Source organism: Pseudomonas siliginis, from assembly GCF_024072275.1.
GTDB classification, from domain to species: domain Bacteria; phylum Pseudomonadota; class Gammaproteobacteria; order Pseudomonadales; family Pseudomonadaceae; genus Aquipseudomonas; species Aquipseudomonas siliginis.
On the sequence record NZ_CP099598.1, the window covers coordinates 2,866,992 to 2,887,301 of the forward strand.

Sequence of the window (20,310 nt, forward strand, 5' to 3'; positions counted from 1 at the left end):
TGATCGTTCCCACGCTCTGCGTGGGAATGCAGCCCGGGACGCTCTGCGTCCCCACCAGAGCTGGAACGCGGAGCGTCCCTTGAGGCATTCCCACGCAGAGCGTGGGAACGATCATCAAAGGCCCGCTACTGCGGCAACTCCAGATTATCAAGCACCCGATTCACCGCCAGTTCGCCGAGCATGATCAACTGCGCAATCCCCATCAGCGTTCGGCGCTGGGATGGCTTGACCAATCCGGCGAATTCCTGGGCGATGGTTTTCGCTGAGGCGAGGGTTTCGCAGGCGTTGGCCAGAAGGTCTTCGTTTTTGGTGTCGGCGGTGACGGCGTACATGGCGCGGGGGCTGAAGGGCGGCGGGGTGGAGCCGGATGGGCAGAAGTAGTGGTCGAGGGCGCGGTCGGCGGCTTGGTGAAGTTTTTTTGAGTCGAGGGATTCGTAGGGAGAGGTGGGGTCGGTTTGGGGTGGGTTGGGTGTGGGTTTGATCATGGTAAAGCTCCTAGAGTCGACGGAGCTGCCACCTTTCGCTGCGATACGAAATGGTTGGTGGCAGCTGTACGCGGGTCGCAGACCGGGACTCTAGAACCGGCAGACCCGAAGGTCTCCCACGTACAGCCGCCATAAAAACAGCGGGTGTTGTGCGTCCAGAGATCGACGGGCTGCGAGACCCGATCGCTGATTCGTCAGCGACCGCACCACAATAGAACCCGCCCCCAAGGCGCACAAGCCGGCGGATTCTGGCTTGGCTGTAGGCAACGACGCAAGGATTTGTAGCCTGGAAGGCGTGTCAGCAGGTGTCATTTAAACAGCGGTGTTTAAAAAGCAACAAATTGGCGACAGCACGGTAGACGTTTTTGCCGGGAAGCAGGTGTTGGCTATGAGGTCGCTTTCGCGAGCAGGCTCGCTCCCACAGGAATCTTCAGTGCTCACAGGGGTTGTGCCCGGGCTGGATCAAAATGTGGGAGCGAGCCTGCTCGCGAATGCAATCTGCCAGTCGAGGCTTCAGTGACTGGCCAACCGCCTTCGCGAGCAGGCTCGCCCCCACCATTGCCGCTCGCCAGATTCCAGATCAGCGGTTTAGAGTGACCAGCCACACGCTGATCACGGACCGATCCCATGTCAGACCCAACCTCCACGATCCATCTCGAACGCTCCAACGAATCCCACCTCGAAGGTATCACCGCGCTTTACAACGACCCCGTCGTTGCACGGCAAGTGCTGCAAATGCCGTTTCAATCCACCGAGGTCTGGCGCCAGCGACTTCAGGCTGATAACGAACGTGCGCTGAAACTGGTTGCCCTGGACCAAGGCGTGGTGATCGGCAATCTGGGCCTGGAAGCTTATTCCCGCATGCGCCGCGCCCACGCCGGCAGCTTCGGCATGGCAGTCGGGGCGGCTTGGCAGGGCAAGGGCGTCGGATCGATGTTGTTGGCGGCGGCGCTGGAGGTCGCCGATAACTGGATGAATCTGCACCGCGTCGAACTCACGGTCTACGCCGATAACGAGGCAGCCATCGGCCTCTACCGCAAGTTCGGTTTCGAGACCGAAGGGCTGTTGCGTGATTACGCGGTGCGCGACGGACAGTGGGTCGACACGTTGAGCATGGCCCGTCTGCGCGGTTCGTCGAAACCCTGAGTCAGTCGCCCAGTGCGAACGCCACTGCCGACTGCGCATGCAGCTCGGTAGTGTCGAGCAGGGGCAGGGCGCTGTGTTCGGGTTTGATCAGCAGACCGATTTCGGTGCAGCCGAGGATGATCGCCTGGGCGCCACGGGCGGTCAGGGATTCGATGACGCCTTGGTAGATTTTTCGCGATTGTTCGCTGATCACACCCACGCAGAGTTCGTCGTAGATGATCCGGTGCACCTCTTTGCGCTCGGCATCATCCGGCACCAGCACTGTCAGGCCTTGGGCGATCAGACGCTGCTTGAGGAAGTCCTGCTCCATGGTGAACGCGGTGCCGAGCAACCCGACGGTGCGCGCGTCGATTTCCAGTGCAGCCTGCGCGGCGGGTTCGGCAATGTGCAAAAACGGAATGCTGATCGCCGCCTGAATCTGCTCGGCGACCTTGTGCATGGTGTTGGTACACAGCACCACGCATTCTGCGCCGCCAGCTTCGAGCCTGCGCGCGGCATCCACCAGAATCGCCGCTGCATCGTCCCAGCGCCCGGCGTGCTGGGCCTGTTCGACCGGACCGAAATCGACGCTGTACATCAGCAACTGCGCCGAGCGCAACGGGCCGAGGCGCTCGCGAACCTGTTGGTTGATCAGGCGATAGTATTCGGCGCTGGACTCCCAGCTCATGCCGCCGATAAGGCCGATGGTGCGCATTGGATTTCCTCAAGCAAATGTCAGTGTCGAGCATTCAGGGCTGCCCGAAGTTACCTTCTGTTCCAGACTCGACGCCAGTACCGACTGACTGTACCGCCGATCTTTCCCGCAACTGTGCATCTGCAAGAACTAAACGTACGCCGCGCCGGGGATCTGCCACTATCACCCTTCGCAGGTCCTTTCCGAGGAACACCGCAATGAACGACGTACAGCAACTGGGCGAGATGCTGCGCCACTATGCCGAAAGCGAAGCGCACAAGAAGCAACTGTTCACCACGCAATCGGCCGCTTGGGCGGCTCGGATTGGCGCGCTGTTCGACCAGATCGAACAATGGCTTGAACCGGTCAAGGCGCCGAATCTGCTGGAGGTCAGTCGCGAGGCGTATGTCGCATCCGGGCCGAGCGTGCCGGTGGAAACCTCGACGTTCAAGACGGAAAAATTGAGCATTGTGATTGCCGGCAAACCGGTGGAATTTGTGCCGGATGTGATGGGCAGCGGCGGGCAGATTTCCCTGGCAGTGATGGGGCTGACGGCGGCGCGGTACGGGAGCATTTCCCTGGTTGGCCTGGCGGATGGTGCGTGGCAGTGGCGCAAGACCAATGGCTTGAAGGATCCGGATACGTTTGCCTTCGACGCCGATTTCCTTGCTCAGCAATTGCAGAGCCTGATACCTCGCGATCGCGGTTAAGATCAAAAGCTTACCCCCTCACCCCAGCCCTCTCCCCCAAGGGGGCGAGGGGGAAAGGGGGCAGACCGAGTGATGTTCAAAACTTGAGCTCGACGCGATATTTCAGGTCGACGTGAGTCCTACAAACACTTCGGTCAGTCCCCTCTCCCTCTGCGAGAGGGCTAGGGTGAGGGCAGCCCGCCGCCAGCCACAAAAACATCACGCCCAGCGCATCAAAAAGCATCTCCATCACCTGAGCCCTCAAGCAATCTGAGCATGACGCCGGGCCAGCGCCACATCCGCAGGAGGAGTGAGGCGTAGACCGGGGAAACCCTTAGGTTCGGTGCCAATCCGGCATTTTCCCTTGGGTCACTGATGGCCTTTTGGTAGAGTCGCCGTCGCCAGCGGGTTTTCGGCTGGACGATGGAACCGAAGAAGGGAGTCTGATCAGTGAGTCCGGGTAAAAAAATCCTCGGTCTCACGGCGTCGCTTTTGCTGCTGACGCTGTGGGCCAGTTACTTTTATGTATTCAAGGAAAACCGCGACGGCCAGCTTGGCGGTGTCGGCGAAAGCACCGCGTGGTGCGGCACGCCACCGACCAGTGAGGCGGCGTTGCTGGGCAAGGATCAACTGACCTTGCGCGTCACCAACAACCTGCGCGGCGAATTCATGGTTGGCGGCTCGCTGGTGGTTTCCGAACGAACCTTCCACCGCTACGACCTGGGCCGCAACGAACTGCGCCTGCGTCTGGAACCGTTGCAGTGGTCTTTCGGCGTCACGCCGATCTTCCTCGAGCAGATCAAGGTGCAGCCGCTGAGCCGCAACCTCTCGTCGACCAACAAAAGCGCCTTCGCTGAACTCGAACCACGGCCGATCGGCGTGCACGCCCAGACCGCGGCGTTCCCGTTCGACACTTATCGCTACGGCTATAAACCGGTGCTGTATTACCTCAAGGGCAGCGAGCGCATCGACTTGCGCTTCAAGAACATCACCACGCTGATGGAGATGTCCAACACCTTTACGCCGATCCAGAAGTACAACCGCGCCGACTACATCAACGAGAAAAACTCGATGATCCGCGATGAGGACTACAAGCCGTACGGGGCGCATGAGTGCGCGTTCAGCGTCGAACGCAAAGGCTCGTTCAAGGTCGTGGTGCTGTTGCTTCTGCTGGTGCTGTGCCTGCCACTGATGCTGGTGTTCTACCGCGATGAACCGGGGATCGACTTTCTCGCGACGCTGGTGGGAATTGCGCTGGTGCGTACATTGCTGATCGGGCCGGTGGAAGATTTCCAGCTATACAACATCGACTTCTTGTTTGGTGCGGCGATTCTGCTGGTGGGAACGGTATCGCTGATCAAGGCGATGCGCGCCAATAGCCGGCGGGAGATGGCGTTGCGCAGTGGCGAAACATCGTCCTGGTAATACCGGTTGGCGAGGCACACGCGCTGTCGGATGTGAACTTTGCAATTGGCCATCGCATTTGCCGGGGTTTTGGCTATACCTGTATCTCCCCTATGCAAAATGTCTTGGCCTTCTCAAAGGAATTACAGCATGAAGCTAGCCGTCGTGATGGGCACGCTGTGCATTGCCACCCTTGGCGTGGTGGGTTGTTCCAGCAAAACCGTCGAGCCTGACCAGTATTCCGGTTTTCTCAAGGATTACAGCCAGCTGAAGGAGGCCAAGTCACCCTCTGGTGCCGAGGTGATGCGCTGGATGGACCCGAAACTCGACATCAATAAATTCACCAGCGTTTACGTAGAGCCAAGCCAGCTCTACCCGAAGCCGCAAGCCACCGAGAAAATCCCCCAGCAGACTCTCAACGGCATCACCAGTTATTACGATCAGGCGCTCAAGCGCGAACTCGGCAAATCGCTGCCGTTGGCCGCAGGTCCCGGGCCGGGCGTAATTGTGGTGCGTCCGGCGATTACCGCAGTCAGCAGCAAGACCGAAGGCCTGCAAGTCTATGAAGTGATCCCGATCGCACTGGTCGCCGCAGCAGTAAGCACGGCCACTGGTATCCGCGACCAGGAAACCACGCTGGCCACCGAAGCGGTATTCATGGACGGCGCGACCAATCATGTCATCGCGCAGGTAGTGCGCAAAGGTACCGGCAAACCGCTGGAAAACTCTTCCCAGGTGATGAAAGCCGACGACATGAAAGCGGTGATCGATGGCTGGGCAAGCGATCTGCATCAGTCGTATCTGAAACTCAAATCTGAAGCCAAATGATGCAGTAAGGCTGGTTGCCTTTTCGCGAGCAGGCTCGCTCCCACACTGGACTCGTATTCAGTATGGGAGTGAGCCTGCTCGCATTTCGGTGTATCAGTTCCGAATGTGCTGCATGGCACAACGCTTTTGCTAGCAGGCTCAGCCCTACAGGAAAGCTGCGGTGGGTTGTATACAATGTCACCGCTCAGCACCCAACAATTTCCAACAGGGCATAGGTCGTCAGCCGATTTCGTGGTTAACTTCCGCCTCTTGCATGCTTTCCAATCAAAAAACAGAAGGACTCAAGTCATGGCTCAAGTCACCCTCAAAGGCAATCCGGTTCAAGTCAACGGCCAGTTGCCACAAGCCGGTTCCAAGGCGCCAGCCTTTTCCCTGGTAGCCGGCAATTTGTCCGACGTCACCCTGAAAGACTTCGCCGGCAAGCGCAAAGTCCTGAACATTTTCCCAAGCGTCGACACCCCGACCTGCGCCACCTCCGTGCGCAAGTTCAACGCCCAGGCCAACGACATCAGCAACACCGTGGTGCTGTGCATCTCTGCTGACCTGCCATTCGCCCAGGCGCGCTTCTGCGGTGCTGAAGGCCTGGAAAACGTACAGAACCTGTCGACCCTGCGCGGCAGCGAGTTCATCGAAAACTATGGCGTGGCCATCGCTGACGGCCCGCTGAAAGGCCTGACCGCTCGCGCCGTTGTGGTGCTGGACGAAAACGACACCGTTCTGCACAGCGAACTGGTCAAGGAAATCGCTGAAGAACCTAACTACGAAGCGGCACTGTCCGTTCTCAAGTAAGGCTTTTACAATTGTTAACGGCCTGGCCCTGTCCAGGCCGTTTTCATTTGTGTATCAGGGTTTTGCCTCACACCTTGAAACGTAAGTGGAAGGTAAATTGCCGGTAAAGCTGCTTTGCTTAAATCCACTCAGTGCTTATCGTTCAGCCTCCCGTAATAGAAGCCCACGCGCCCAATGGTCAATAACTCCATGCAATCGTCCCCCCGCAAATCCCGTCGCTGGCTGATCAGCCTGCTGGTCCTGTTGGTCATCGCTGTCCTGTGCTGGAAATTCTGGCCCGCCGGCTCTGCTGACAAGGCGGGCGGCGACAAAGCGGCCGCCGGGCATACCGGGCGCTCGGGAATGATGCGGCCTGGCTTCGGCGGCGGTACCGGGCCGATTCCGGTGCGTGTGGCGCCGGCGGTGAAGGGCGACTTCCCGCTGTATTACAAGGCACTGGGCACGGTTACCGCGCTCAATACCATCAACGTGCGCAGCCGCGTGGGCGGCGAACTGGTAAAGATTCATTTCGAAGAAGGGCAGATGGTCAAGGCGGGCGACCTGTTGGCCGAGATCGATCCGCGTCCTTACCAGAATGCTTTGCTCCAGGCCGAAGGCACGCTGCTGCAGAATCAGGCGCAACTGAAAAACGCCCAGGTCGACGTCGAGCGTTACCGCGGTCTGTATAAAGAAGACAGCATCGCCAAACAGACCCTCGACACCGCCGAAGCGCTGGTTGGCCAGTACCTGGGCACGGTCAAGACCAATCAGGCGGCGGTCAACGACGCCAAGCTCAATCTTGAATTCACCAAGATCCGCGCGCCGATTGCCGGTCGCGTCGGCCTGCGTCAGGTCGACGTCGGCAACCTCGTCGCGGCCAACGACACCACGTTCCTCGCGGTGATCACCCAGACGCAACCGATCAGCGTGGCCTTCACCTTGCCGGAAAACAGCCTCGACACCGTGCTCGCCCGTTACCGCAGTGGCGCCAAGTTGCCTGCCGAAGCGTGGGATCGCGGCGACACCAAGCTGCAAGCCACTGGCGTGCTGCAAAGCTTGGACAACCAGATCGACGTTGCCACCGGCACCCTGAAATTCAAGGCCCGTTACGATAACCGCGACCAGTCGCTGTTCCCCAATCAGTTCGTCAACGTTCATTTGCTGGCCGACACGCTCAAAGGTGTAGTGCTGGCACCGTCGGCAGCGATTCAGTTCGGCACCAATGGCACCTTTGTCTATGCGCTGGACGGCGACAAGAAAGTCACCATTCGCCAACTGAAAATCGGTGCCAGCGACGGTGACAACACCGTGGTCACCGAAGGCCTCGCCGCGGGTGATCGCGTTGTGCTTGAAGGCACCGATCGCCTGAAGGAGGGCAGCGAAGTCGAAGTGGTCAATGACAGCAGCGAAGTGCCGACCTCGCCGACCGAACACCTGCAAGGCAAATCTGCCGCCAATCCCGATGCGACCACAGCCGATAAGGCCAAGAAGGGCGCATGAACATTTCGCGGCTGTTCATCCTCCGTCCGGTAGCCACCACCCTGAGCATGCTGGCCATTGTTCTGGCCGGCCTGATCGCTTATCGCCTGCTGCCGGTTTCGGCCTTGCCGCAGGTCGATTATCCGACCATCCGCGTCATGACCCTGTACCCCGGCGCCAGTCCGGACGTGATGACCAGCGCCGTCACCGCGCCGCTTGAACGCCAGTTCGGGCAGATGCCGGGCCTCACACAAATGGCCTCGACCAGCTCCGGCGGCGCTTCGGTGCTGACCCTGCGTTTCAGCCTCGACATCAACATGGACGTCGCCGAACAGCAGGTGCAAGCCGCGATCAACGCCGCGACCAACCTGCTGCCCACCGACCTGCCGGCACCGCCGGTGTACAACAAGGTCAACCCGGCGGACACGCCTGTTCTGACCTTGGCCATCACCTCGAAAACCATGCTGCTGCCCAAGCTCAATGATCTGGTCGATACGCGCATGGCGCAGAAAATCGCCCAGATCAGCGGCGTCGGCATGGTCAGCATCGCTGGTGGCCAGCGTCAGGCCGTGCGGATCAAGGTCAACCCCGAAGCGCTGGCGGCCAACAGCCTCAACCTGTCGGACGTACGCACGCTGATCGGCGCCTCCAACGTCAACCAGCCGAAAGGCAACTTCGACGGCCCGACCCGGGTGTCGATGCTCGATGCCAACGACCAACTGACCTCGCCCGAGGACTACGCCAACCTCATCCTGACCTACAAGAACGGCGCACCGTTGCGGCTCAAGGACGTAGCGGAAATCGTCGATGGCGCCGAGAACGAGCGTCTGGCCGCCTGGGCCAACCAGAATCAGGCGGTGTTGCTGAACATCCAGCGACAGCCCGGCGCCAACGTTATCGAAGTGGTCGACCGCATCAAGGCCTTGCTGCCGAGCATCACCGACAACCTGCCGGCCGGCCTCGACGTCACGGTGCTGACGGATCGCACCCAGACCATCCGTGCCTCGGTCACCGACGTGCAACACGAACTGCTGATCGCTATCGCGCTGGTGGTCATGGTCACGTTCCTGTTTCTGCGCCGCGCCAGTGCGACGATCATTCCCTCGGTCGCCGTGCCGCTGTCGCTGATCGGCACCTTCGGCGTGATGTACCTCGCCGGTTTCTCGGTGAACAACCTGACGTTGATGGCGCTGACCATTGCCACCGGCTTCGTGGTCGACGACGCCATCGTCATGCTCGAGAACATTTCGCGCTTCATCGAAGAGGGTGACAGCCCGATGCAGGCCGCGCTCAAGGGCGCGAAACAGATCGGCTTCACCCTGATTTCCCTGACCCTGTCGCTGATCGCCGTACTGATTCCGCTGCTGTTCATGGCCGACGTGGTAGGGCGCCTGTTCCGCGAGTTCGCCATTACCCTGGCGGTGGCGATCCTGATTTCCCTGGTGGTGTCGCTGACCCTGACGCCGATGATGTGCGCGCGCCTGCTCAAGCGTGAACCGCAAGAACACGAGCAAGGCCGTTTCTACCGCGCCAGCGGTGCGTTCATCGACTGGATGATCAAGGAATACGGGCGGATGCTGCGCTGGGTGCTCAAGCATCAGCCGCTGACCTTGCTGGTCGCCATCGGCACGCTGGCGTTGACCGTATTCCTTTACGTGATCGTGCCGAAGGGTTTCTTTCCGGTGCAGGACACCGGGGTGATTCAGGGTATTTCCGAAGCGCCGCAGTCGATCTCCTTCGCGGCGATGGGCGAGCGGCAGCAGCAACTGGCGAAGATCATTCTTGAAGATCCGGCGGTGCAGAGCCTGTCGTCCTACATTGGCGTCGACGGCGACAACGCCACGCTCAACAGCGGCCGCTTGCTGATCAACCTCAAGCCTCATGGCGAGCGCGATCTGACGGCCAGCGAAGTGATCGCACGCCTGCAACCACAACTGGACAAACTGGTCGGCATTCGGCTGTTCATGCAGCCGGTGCAGGACCTGACCATCGAGGATCGGGTCAGCCGCACCCAGTACCAGTTCAGCATGTCCTCGCCGGACTCGGAATTGCTCAGCCAGTGGAGTGGCCGTCTGGTCGAAGCCCTGGCCCAGCGTCCGGAGTTGACCGACGTGGCCAGTGATCTGCAGGACAAAGGCTTGCAGGTCTATCTGGTGATCGACCGCGACGCCGCATCGCGCCTTGGCGTGTCGGTGGCGAATATCACCGATGCGCTGTACGACGCCTTCGGCCAGCGGCAGATTTCGACCATTTACACCCAGGCCAGCCAGTACCGCGTGGTGCTGCAAGCCCAGGCCGGGGAGAAGATCGGCCCGCAGGCGCTGGATCAGATTCACGTCAAGACCACCGACGGCGCGCAGGTACGCCTGTCGAGTCTGGCGCATGTTGAAGAGCGTCAGGCGCAATTGGCGATCACTCACATCGGCCAGTTCCCGGCGGTGATGATGTCGTTCAACCTCGCGCCGGGCGTGGCGTTGGGGCATGCCGTGGACATCATCGAGCAGGTGCAGCAGGACATCGGCATGCCGGTCGGCGTGCAGACTCAGTTCCAGGGCGCGGCGCAGGCGTTCCAGGCTTCGCTGTCGAGCACCTTGCTGCTGATTCTGGCGGCCGTGGTGACCATGTACATCGTCCTCGGTGTGCTCTACGAGAGCTACATCCACCCGATCACCATTCTTTCGACCTTGCCGTCCGCCGCAGTCGGTGCCTTGCTGGCGTTGCTGCTCAGCGGCAACGACCTGGGCATGATCGCGATCATCGGCATCATTCTGTTGATCGGTATCGTCAAGAAGAACGCGATCATGATGATCGACTTCGCCCTCGACGCCGAACGCACCCAGGGCATGGCCCCGGCAGAGGCGATCTATCAAGCGGCGCTGCTGCGCTTCCGGCCGATTTTGATGACCACGCTGGCGGCGTTGTTCGGCGCAGTGCCGCTGATGCTGGCCACTGGGTCTGGTGCTGAATTGCGACAGCCGTTGGGTCTGGTGATGGTCGGCGGCTTGTTGGTGAGCCAGGTGTTGACGCTGTTCACCACGCCGGTGATTTACCTGTACTTCGACCGCCTCGGAAGGCGCTTTGGCAAATCCAAAGCCGAAGGTGAAGAGGTCGCGGTATGACTGTCGGAATATATCTCCCCTGTGGGAGCGAGCCTGCTCGCGAAAGCGGGAGGTCAGTCACTGCCAAAGTTGAAGGTAAGGGCGCATTCGCGATCAGGCTCGCTCCCACAGAGGTATGCGGGGAGAACAAGAGTCGATGAACCTCTCCGGCCCTTTCATCAAACGCCCCGTGGCAACCATGCTGCTATCCCTGGCAATCATGTTGCTCGGTGGGGTCAGCTTCGGGCTGTTGCCGGTATCGCCGTTGCCGCAGATGGATTTCCCGGTGATTGTCGTCCAGGCCAGTCTGCCGGGCGCCAGTCCCGAGGTGATGGCTTCGACGGTGGCGACGCCGCTGGAGCGGTCGTTCGGTGCGATTGCCGGCGTCAATACCATGAGCAGCCGTTCCAGTCAGGGTTCGACGCGGGTGATTCTGCAGTTTGACCTCGACCGCGACATCAACGGCGCGGCGCGGGAAGTGCAGGCGGCGATCAACGCCTCGCGCAATCTGCTGCCTAGCGGGATGCGCAGCATGCCGACCTATAAAAAGGTCAATCCGTCGCAGGCGCCGATCATGGTGCTGTCGCTGACCTCGGACGTGCTGGAAAAAGGCCAGCTCTACGACCTGGCTTCGACCATCCTCTCGCAAAGCCTGTCGCAGGTGCAGGGCGTTGGTGAAGTACAGATCGGTGGCAGTTCGCTGCCGGCGGTGCGCATCGAGCTCGAACCGCAGGCGCTGAACCAGTACGGCGTGGCCCTCGACGATGTACGCAAGACCATTGCCGACGCTAACGTGCGCCGGCCCAAGGGTTCGGTCGAGGACGGCGAGCGCTTGTGGCAGATCCAGGCCAACGATCAGTTGGAGAAAGCCAAGGATTACGAGTCGCTGATCATTCACTACGCCGATGGCGCCGCATTGCGTCTCAGGGATGTGGCGAAAGTCAGCGATGGCGTCGAAGACCGTTACAACAGCGGTTTCTTCAACGACGACGCGGCGGTATTGCTGGTGATCAACCGTCAGGCCGGCGCTAACATCATCGAGACGGTCAACGAGATCAAGGCGCAGTTGCCCGCGCTGCAAGCGGTGCTGCCGGCCAGCGTCAAACTCAATCTGGCCATGGATCGCTCGCCAGTGATCAAGGCGACGCTGCACGAAGCCGAGATGACCTTGCTGATCGCCGTCGCCCTGGTGGTGCTGGTGGTGTACCTGTTTCTGGGTAACTTCCGCGCCTCGCTGATCCCGACCCTGGCGGTGCCGGTGTCGCTGGTCGGTACCTTTGCGGTGATGTACCTGTACGGGTTCTCGCTGAACAACCTGTCGCTGATGGCGCTGATTCTCGCCACAGGTCTTGTGGTGGACGATGCCATCGTAGTGTTGGAGAACATTTCCCGGCATATCGACGAAGGCGTCAAACCGATGCAGGCCGCGTACCTCGGGGCCAAGGAAGTCGGTTTTACCCTGCTGTCGATGAACGTCTCGCTGGTGGCGGTGTTCCTGTCGATCCTGTTCATGGGCGGGCTGGTTGAAAGCCTGTTCCGCGAGTTTTCCATCACCCTGGCGGCGGCGATCGTGGTGTCGCTGGTGGTTTCCCTGACGCTGACGCCAATGCTCTGCGCGCGCTGGCTCAAGCCGCACACGCCGGGCCAGGAAAACCGCCTGCAACGCTGGAGCCACAAGACCAACGACTGGATGGTCGGCAAATACGCCACCAGCCTCGACTGGGTGTTGCGTCATCGGCGTCTGACCTTGTTCAGTCTGCTGCTCACTGTTGGCGTCAACATTGCGCTGTATGTGGTGGTGCCGAAAACCTTCCTGCCGCAGCAGGACACCGGCCAGTTGATCGGTTTCGTGCGTGGCGACGACGGTCTGTCGTTCAACGTCATGCAGCCGAAAATGGAAACCTTCCGCCGCGCCGTGCTCAAGGACGAAGCGGTGGAAAGCGTGGCCGGCTTCATTGGTGGTAACAACGGCACCAACAACGCCTTCATGATCGTGCGCCTGAAACCGATCAAGGAGCGCCAGCTGTCGGCACAGAAAGTCATCGAGCGTCTGCGCAAGGAAATGCCCAAGGTGCCCGGGGCGCAGTTGATGCTGATGGCCGACCAGGACCTGCAATTTGGCGGCGGCCGCGAGCAGACCAGTTCGCAATACACCTACATCCTGCAAAGCGGCGACCTCGCCGAGCTGCGCAAGTGGTTCCCGAAAGTGGTCACCGCGTTGCGTGCCTTGCCCGAGCTGACCGCCATCGATGCCCGCGAAGGTGCCGGGGCGCAGCAGGTGACACTGATTGTCGACCGGGATCAGGCCAAGCGCCTGGGGGTCGACATGAACATGGTCACCGCCGTGCTTAACAACGCCTATAGCCAGCGGCAGATTTCGACGATCTACGACAGCCTCAACCAGTACCAGGTGGTGATGGAGGTCAATCCGAAATACGCCCAGGATCCGGTGACGCTCAAGCAGGTCGAGGTGATTACCGCTGACGGTGCGCGGGTGCCGCTGTCGACGTTCGCCCATTACGAAAACAGCCTCGAAAACGACCGGGTCAGCCATGAGGGCCAGTTCGCGTCCGAAAGCATTTCCTTTGACATGGCCGAAGGCGTGACCGTAGAGCAGGGCAGTGCCGCCATCGAACGAGCGATCGCCAAGGTCGGCTTGCCGGAGGATGTGATTGCGAAAATGGCCGGCACTGCGGACGCCTTCGCCGCGACGCAGAAGAGCCAGCCGTTCATGATCCTCGGTGCGTTGCTGGCGGTGTATCTGGTGCTCGGTGTGCTGTATGAAAGCTACATCCACCCGCTGACCATTCTCTCGACTTTGCCCTCGGCCGGGGTTGGCGCGTTGCTGTCGATCTATGCGCTGGGCGGCGAGTTCAGCCTGATTTCCCTGCTGGGGATATTCCTGCTGATCGGCGTGGTGAAGAAAAACGCCATCCTGATGATCGACCTTGCGCTGCAGTTGGAGCGGCATGAGGGCCTGTCGCCCCTGGAGTCGATCCGCAGCGCCTGTCTGCAACGCTTGCGGCCGATCCTGATGACCACGCTGGCGGCGATCCTCGGCGCCTTGCCGTTGCTGCTCGGCCGCGCCGAGGGTGCGGAAATGCGCCAGCCGCTGGGCCTGACCATCATTGGCGGCCTGGTGTTCAGCCAGGTCCTGACCCTTTACACCACCCCGGTGGTTTACCTTTATCTCGACAAGCTGCGCCATCGATTCAACAAATGGCGTGGCGTGCGTACTGATGCCGCTCTGGAAACTCCGCTATGACTGACCGTTCGCTTATCCAATTGGCCACCGTCCGCGGCTCGCGCCTATTGAGCCTGTCGCTGTGCGTGGCGCTGCTCAGCGCTTGCGCAGTCGGCCCGGACTACCAGCGCCCGCAAACCGCCGAAATCGCTCAGTTCAAGGAAGCCGAAGGCTGGCGTCAGGCCAACCCCAGCGACTCGCTGGCCCGGGGCGCCTGGTGGGAGTTGTACGGCGATCGGCAGCTCAACGCCTTGGTGGAAAAACTCAACAGCTCCAACCAGACCGTCGCCCAGTCCGAAGCGCAGTTTCGTCAGGCGCAGGCTTTGGTGCGCAGCGCGCGCGGGGCGTTTTACCCCAGTGTCGACCTGAGTCTGGGCAAGAACCGCTCCAGTCAGGGCACCGGCAGCAGCAGTTCGAGCCTGAGCAGTTCCTCAAGCGGTATTCGTGATACCTACACCGCGCAACTGGGCGTCAGTTGGGAAGCCGATGTCTGGGGCAAGCTGCGCCGTGGGCTGGAGGCGGATGAGGCCAACGCCCAGGCGAGTTTTGCCGATCTGGCGGCGATGCGTCTGAGTCAGCAGTCGGAGCTGGTGCAGAACTACCTGCAACTGCGCGTCATCGATCAGCAGAAGCGTTTGCTTGAAGCCACGGTTGCCGCTTACGAGCGATCACTGAAGATGACCCAGAACCAGTACCGCGCCGGGGTTTCCGGGCGCGATGCGGTGGCGCAGGCGCAAACCCAGTTGAAAAGCACCCAGGCCGATCTGGTCGATCTGATCTGGCAGCGCGCACAGTTTGAAAACGCCATTGCCGTGCTCACTGGCGAAGCCCCGGCCAACTTCAGCATCGCCGAAACCCAGAACATCCCGAATTTGCCGCAAGTGCCGTTGAGCCTGCCTTCGCAATTGCTCGAACGCCGTCCTGACATCGCTTCGGCAGAGCGCTCTGTGATCGCCGCCAACGCCAATGTCGGCGTGGCGAAGGCCGCGTATTACCCGGACCTGACCCTGAGCCTGAGCGGCGGCTACAGCAGCAGTACCTCGAAAAACCTGATCAGCCTGCCGAACCGTTTCTGGTCGGTCGGCCCGCAGCTTTCTCTGCCGCTGTTCGACGGCGGCATTCGTTCGGCCGAGGTTGACCGCAGCGAGGCGGCCTATGACGAAACCGTCGCGCGCTACCGCCAGACCGTGCTCGACGGTTTCCGCGAAGTGGAAAACTACCTGGTCCAGCTCAAGGTGTATGAGGACGAAGCGGCGGTGCGCCAGGAAGCGCTGGATGCCGCCCGCGATTCTCTGCGCCTGACGGAAAACCAGTACAAGGCGGGCCTGATTGCCTATATCGACGTGGTCGTGGTGCAAGCCACGGCGCTGAGCAACGAACGCAGTGTGCTGAATATTCTGCAGAACCGACTGATCGCCAGCGTGCAACTGATCGCCGCACTGGGCGGCGGCTGGGACGGCCAACTCGACGTCAGCGACAACCGCTGAACCTGTGGGAGCGAGCCTGCTCGCGAAAGCGGTGGGTCAGGCAACTACGATGGTGGCTGTGCCGACGCCTTCGCGAGCAGGCTCGCTCCCACGGGGATTTTTGTCTGGCATGAGATCGCTTTCACAGGGTGAGGTTAAAGCCCACCGCAGAGCCTTGTAGGACGATCGAACAAGCGTTTCATCGGCTTGATGGCAATTTGGTTACTTTGTCAGTGCGTTCTTCCGCGCAATCAGTACAATCGCCGCATTTGCCCGACCGAGAATGGAAGCAGTACGGTTTCGGCTTGTCACGAGAACGTCCATGCTCATCGGCAGCTACTCCTTCACCCTGGTTTTCATTTCGTTGTGCGTGGCCATTCTGGCTTCCTACACGGCGCTCGATCTCACCGGGCGCATTGCCACGGCTAAAGGCCGGGCCGTGCATTTCTGGACGGCGGGCGGGGCGTTGGCGATGGGCGTTGGCGTCTGGTCGATGCATTTCATCGGCATGCTCGCCTTCAAATTGCCGATCGACCTGGGCTATGACTTCGCCCTCACTGCGCTGTCGCTGCTGATCGCGGTGCTGTCCTGCGGTTTCGCCTTGTGGCTGGTCAGCCAGCCGAAGCTGCCCCTGGCGCAACTGGCCTTTGGTGCGCTGATCATGGGGGCGGGCATCAGCGCCATGCATTACACCGGTATGGCCGCCCTGCGCATGACCCCGGGCATCGATTACGACCCGACCCTGTTCAGCGCCTCCCTGCTGATTGCCGTCGGCGCCTCGGCAGCGGCATTGTGGATTGCCTTTCGCCTGCGCCAGCATTCGCCCTATGTGCGGCTGATTCGTGCCGGTGCGGCGGTGATCATGGGTGTGGCGATTGTTGGCATGCATTACACCGGCATGGCGGCGGCGCAGTTTCCTGATGGCAGTTTCTGCGGCGCGACACTCAATGGCTTGAAGGGCAATGGCCTCGATAGCCTGGTCGTGGTCACCACGCTGGCGGTGCTGTCGATTGCCCTGTTGACCTCGATTCTCGATGCCCGCCTCGAAGCGCGCACGGCTGATCTGGCGCACTCGCTGACGGTGGCCAACCGCGAACTCACCCAACTGGCCTTGCACGATCCGCTGACCAGTCTGCCCAACCGCATGCTGCTCGACGACCGCATCAATCAGGCAATCAGAAAAGTTGAAGAGCAGGGCGGCTGCTTCGCCTTGATGTTCATCGACCTCGACGGCTTCAAACCGGTCAACGACGCATTCGGCCATCACATGGGTGACCAATTGCTGCGCGAGGTCGGCGCGCGTCTGCGTGAAGACCTGCGCAGCCAGGACACGTTGGCGCGGATCGGTGGCGATGAATTCGTTTTGCTGGTGCGCTTGAGCGAGCCCAATGACGCCTTGAGCCTGGCTGCGCGTCAGGTCGGCCTGATCGGTCGCACGTTCCGCGTCGCCGAGCATGATCTGCAGATTTCCGCCAGCGTCGGCATTGCCCTGTATCCGGGCAACGGCGCCAACGCCCAGGAACTGCTGATGAACGCCGACGCCGCGATGTACCACGCCAAGGGCGGCGGCAAGAACGGCTACAGCTTCTTCGATGCGTCGATGAACACCAACGCGCGCAAACAACTGCAACTGTTGCAGGACCTGCGCGCGGCCATCGAGCACAACCAGTTCTGCCTGCATTACCAACCCAAATTCGACGCCGCCAACGGTCGCCCCGTCGGTGCCGAAGCGCTGCTGCGTTGGAAGCATCCGCTGCACGGCATGTTGATGCCGGACAAGTTCATTGATCTGGCGGAGAAAACCGGGCTGATCATTCCGATGGGTGAATGGGTGCTCAACGAAGCCTGCCGGCAGATGCGCGAATGGTACGTGCTCGGTTACACCGACTGGCGCATCGCCGTGAACCTCTCGGCCTTGCAGTTCTGCCATGCCGGGCTGGTGCAAAGCGTGGCCAAGGCGCTGGCGACCCATCACCTGCCGGCCAACAGCCTGACTCTGGAAATCACCGAAACCACGGCCATGAGCGACGCCGATGCGAGCATGACCGTGCTGCAAGAGTTGTCGGACATGGGCGTCGACCTGTCGATCGACGACTTCGGCACCGGTTATTCCAGCCTGATGTACCTCAAACGTTTGCCGGCCAATGAGCTGAAGATCGACCGCGGTTTCGTCCGCGATCTGGAGCATGACAGCGATGATGCCGCAATCGTCTCGGCGATCGTTGCGCTGGGGCAGGCCCTGGATTTGCGGATTGTCGCCGAAGGTGTCGAAACCGGCGCGCAACAGGATTTCCTGACCAAACTGGGCTGTGATTCGCTGCAGGGCTATCTGCTCGGCCATCCGATGCCGGCGGAGCGCTTCATGCAGGACATCGTGCGTGGGCAACGGCTGGCGGTGGTCTGAGATACCGAGTCATCGTTCTTCGCGAGCAGGCTCGCTCCCACAGGTGATCGCATTCCCTTGTGGGAGCGAGCCTGCTCGCGAAGGCGCTTGTGCAAACACCATAGAACTCATGCAAAAGCCATGAATGGCAGTTATTCTTCCCTCGACTGTTACGTGTGCACGTGGGGGAAGGCCAGCATGGATAAAGTCATTGTCATCACCGGGGGCGGGCGCGGAATCGGCGCGGCTACGGCATTGCTGGCAGCCGAACAGGGCTACCGGATCTGCATCAACTATCAGTCGGATGAGCAGGCCGCACACAGCGTACTCGAACAGGTTCGAGCCTTGGGCGCGCAGGCCATCGCGGTTCGCGCCGATGTCAGCATCGAAGACGAAGTGATCGCGATGTTTCATCGCGTCGACACCGAACTGGGCCGTGTCACCGCGCTGGTCAATAACGCCGGCACCGTCGGGCAGAAATCGCGGGTCGATGAGATGTCCGAATTCCGCATCCTCAAAATCATGAAAACCAACGTGCTGGCGCCGATCCTCTGCGCCAAACACGCGATCCTGCGCATGTCGCCCAAACATGGCGGGCAGGGCGGCAGCATCGTCAACGTCTCCTCGGTCGCGGCACGCCTCGGTTCGCCGAACGAGTACGTTGATTACGCCGCATCCAAGGGTGCGCTCGACACCTTCACTATCGGTCTGTCGAAAGAAGTCGCGGGTGAGGGCATTCGCGTCAATGCCGTGCGTCCGGGTTACATCTATACCGACTTCCATGCGCTGAGCGGCGACCCGGATCGGGTCAGCAAGCTCGAATCGGCGATTCCCATGGCCCGGGGCGGGCGGCCGGATGAAGTGGCGGAGGCGATTGTCTGGTTGCTGTCGGACAAGGCATCGTATGCGACCGGGACGTTTGTTGATTTGGGGGGTGGGCGGTAAACCGGTGGGTTTGCAGTGTTAAAACCGGCCTCTTCGCGAGCAGGCTCGCTCCCACAGTGGATTTGTGAATACAGACCCCATGTGGGAGCGAGCCTGCTCGCGAAGGGGCCAGTCCAGACAACATCTATCCCTCAGAACGACCGCACAATCCGCCCCAACGTCTCCATGGCCTTTTCCGATTCCTCGGTCCAGGGGCTGCCGTAATTCAACCGAATGCAATTCCTGAAGCGCTGGGTCGGCGAGAATATCGGCCCCGGCGCGATGCTGATGCCTTGTGCCAGTGCCATCTGAAACAGCTTCAGCGAATCCATCTGCTCCGGCAATTCCAGCCACAGAAAGTAGCCGCCCGCCGGTTGGCTGACCCGGGTCTGCGCCGGAAAGTAGCGGGCAATCGCCGCGAGCATCGCGCTCTGTTGTTCTTCCAGGGCATAACGCAGTTTACGCAGATGCCGATCGTAGCCGCCGTGTTGCAGATAATCGGCGATAGCCGCTTGCGCCGGCATCGAAGCGCACAGTGAGGTCATCAGCTTCAGCCGTTCGATTTTCTGCGCAAAACGCCCGGCCGCCACCCAGCCGATGCGATAACCGGGCGCGAGACTTTTGGCGAACGAGCCGCAATGCATGACCAATCCTTCGGTATCAAAAGCCTTGGCCGGTTTCGGCGCCTGTTGCCCGTAATAAAGCTCGGCGTAGACGTCGTCCTCGATCAACGGCACCTGATGCTGACGCAGCAGTTCGACCAGTTCCTGTTTCTTCGCCTCGGGCACGGTCGCGCCCATTGGGTTCTGGAAACTGGTCATGCACCAGCAAGCCTTGATCGGATGGCGTTCCAGAGTTTGCGCGAGCACGCCGAGGTCGATGCCGTCACGCGGGTGCACGGGGATTTCCACGGCTTTGAGCTTCAGGCGCTCCAGCACCTGCAGGCAGGCATAAAACGCCGGGGCCTCGATGGCTACCAGATCGCCGGGCACGGTCACTGCTTGCAGGCACAGGTTCAGCGCTTCGAGGGCGCCGTTGGTGATGAGCAATTCTTCCATCGGCAACATCAGCCCGCCGACCATGTAGCGCAGGGCAATCTGCCGGCGCAGTTGCGGATTGCCCGGCGACATATCGGTGACGACCATGCGCGGATCCATCTCCCGCGCGGCGCTGGCCAGGGAGCGCGACAGGCGTTGCAGCGGGAACAGTGTCGGGCTGGGGAAGGCCGAGCCGAAGGGCACGGTGTTGGGGTCTTTGATCGAATCGAGTACCGAGAACACCAGTTCGCTGACGTCAACCTCGGTGGATTCATTGACCTGGCTGCTGATTACCGGCTCGGAGAATGTGCTCGGCGTATGGGCGTTGACGAAGTAACCGGAGCGCGGCCGGGCGCGGATCAGGCCACGGCGTTCGAGCAGGTAATAGGCCTGGAACACCGTGGACGGGCTGACGCCGTAGGTCTGGCTGGCGTAGCGCACCGACGGCACCCGCTGGCCGGGGCCGAGGACGCCGGAGCGGATCAGTTCAGCGATGTCGTCGGCGAATTTTTCGTAGCGTTTCATCGGTGGGCCTTGGTGGACTTGATTTTGTGGGGTGTCAGGGAAGGAGCCCTCACCCTAGCCCTCTCCCAGAGGGAGAGGGGCTGATTGGGGGATGCTGATGAAATATGCCGGCCTGACAGTGCTTTGCCGAATCCATAATCGACTCGGTCTTTCAGGTCGAT

General features: G+C 60.9%; 14 protein-coding genes. 11 read left to right on the plus strand and 3 right to left on the minus strand.

Annotated features, from left to right (window positions below):
* Positions 1-125: 125 nt before the first annotated feature.
* The gene (locus NF676_RS13375; RefSeq protein ID WP_252887895.1) at positions 126-485 is read right to left on the minus strand and encodes a DUF6124 family protein; all 360 of its coding nucleotides are present in this window, start codon (positions 483-485) and stop codon (positions 126-128) included.
* A 627-nt stretch (positions 486-1,112) separates the two neighbouring features.
* On the opposite strand from NF676_RS13375, the gene NF676_RS13380 reads away from it, so the two are divergent.
* Positions 1,113-1,631: a GNAT family N-acetyltransferase gene (locus NF676_RS13380; protein WP_252887896.1), complete on the plus strand. Its 519-nt coding sequence runs from the start codon at positions 1,113-1,115 to the stop codon at positions 1,629-1,631.
* Between the two features lies 1 nt (position 1,632).
* Here the strand turns inward: NF676_RS13380 and NF676_RS13385 are convergent, their stop codons facing one another.
* Positions 1,633-2,325 (minus strand): aspartate/glutamate racemase family protein, encoded by a 693-nt coding sequence (locus NF676_RS13385; protein ID WP_236168885.1) that lies wholly within the window; start codon positions 2,323-2,325, stop codon positions 1,633-1,635.
* A gap of 197 nt (positions 2,326-2,522) precedes the next feature.
* Here NF676_RS13385 and NF676_RS13390 point away from each other — a divergent pair, with 197 nt between their 5' ends.
* The 10 genes from NF676_RS13390 to NF676_RS13435 all read left to right on the plus strand — a co-directional run bounded on the left by NF676_RS13390 (position 2,523) and on the right by NF676_RS13435 (position 18,608).
* On the plus strand, positions 2,523-3,014 hold the full coding sequence (locus NF676_RS13390; protein ID WP_252878121.1) for a hypothetical protein: 492 nt from the start codon (positions 2,523-2,525) through the stop codon (positions 3,012-3,014).
* Positions 3,015-3,443: 429 nt separating this feature from the next.
* On the plus strand, positions 3,444-4,418 hold the full coding sequence (locus tag NF676_RS13395) for a hypothetical protein (protein ID WP_252887897.1): 975 nt from the start codon (positions 3,444-3,446) through the stop codon (positions 4,416-4,418).
* Positions 4,419-4,547: 129 nt separating this feature from the next.
* Positions 4,548-5,225 (plus strand): DUF3313 domain-containing protein, encoded by a 678-nt coding sequence (locus tag NF676_RS13400; protein WP_076563101.1) that lies wholly within the window; start codon positions 4,548-4,550, stop codon positions 5,223-5,225.
* Positions 5,226-5,513: 288 nt separating this feature from the next.
* Positions 5,514-6,014, plus strand: coding sequence for a thiol peroxidase (gene tpx, locus NF676_RS13405; protein WP_016774621.1), 501 nt, complete (start codon positions 5,514-5,516; stop codon positions 6,012-6,014).
* Positions 6,015-6,188: 174 nt separating this feature from the next.
* Positions 6,189-7,493, plus strand: a complete 1,305-nt coding sequence (locus NF676_RS13410; RefSeq protein WP_041481001.1) for an MdtA/MuxA family multidrug efflux RND transporter periplasmic adaptor subunit — start codon at positions 6,189-6,191, stop codon at positions 7,491-7,493.
* Positions 7,490-10,591 (plus strand): MdtB/MuxB family multidrug efflux RND transporter permease subunit, encoded by a 3,102-nt coding sequence (locus NF676_RS13415; protein ID WP_252885980.1) that lies wholly within the window; start codon positions 7,490-7,492, stop codon positions 10,589-10,591. The genes NF676_RS13410 and NF676_RS13415 overlap by 4 nt, the downstream gene beginning before the upstream one ends.
* 136 nt (positions 10,592-10,727) lie before the next feature.
* The gene (locus NF676_RS13420; protein ID WP_056785782.1) at positions 10,728-13,835 is read left to right on the plus strand and encodes an efflux RND transporter permease subunit; all 3,108 of its coding nucleotides are present in this window, start codon (positions 10,728-10,730) and stop codon (positions 13,833-13,835) included.
* Positions 13,832-15,301 (plus strand): efflux transporter outer membrane subunit, encoded by a 1,470-nt coding sequence (locus tag NF676_RS13425; protein WP_041480998.1) that lies wholly within the window; start codon positions 13,832-13,834, stop codon positions 15,299-15,301. The genes NF676_RS13420 and NF676_RS13425 overlap by 4 nt, the downstream gene beginning before the upstream one ends.
* A gap of 301 nt (positions 15,302-15,602) precedes the next feature.
* Positions 15,603-17,684: a putative bifunctional diguanylate cyclase/phosphodiesterase gene (locus NF676_RS13430; protein WP_016774626.1), complete on the plus strand. Its 2,082-nt coding sequence runs from the start codon at positions 15,603-15,605 to the stop codon at positions 17,682-17,684.
* Positions 17,685-17,861: 177 nt separating this feature from the next.
* On the plus strand, positions 17,862-18,608 hold the full coding sequence (locus NF676_RS13435; protein WP_041480996.1) for an SDR family oxidoreductase: 747 nt from the start codon (positions 17,862-17,864) through the stop codon (positions 18,606-18,608).
* A 131-nt stretch (positions 18,609-18,739) separates the two neighbouring features.
* Here the strand turns inward: NF676_RS13435 and mapR are convergent, their stop codons facing one another.
* Positions 18,740-20,149: a GntR family transcriptional regulator MpaR gene (gene mapR / locus NF676_RS13440; protein WP_150635391.1), complete on the minus strand. Its 1,410-nt coding sequence runs from the start codon at positions 20,147-20,149 to the stop codon at positions 18,740-18,742.
* Between the last annotated feature and the right edge of the window lie 161 nt (positions 20,150-20,310).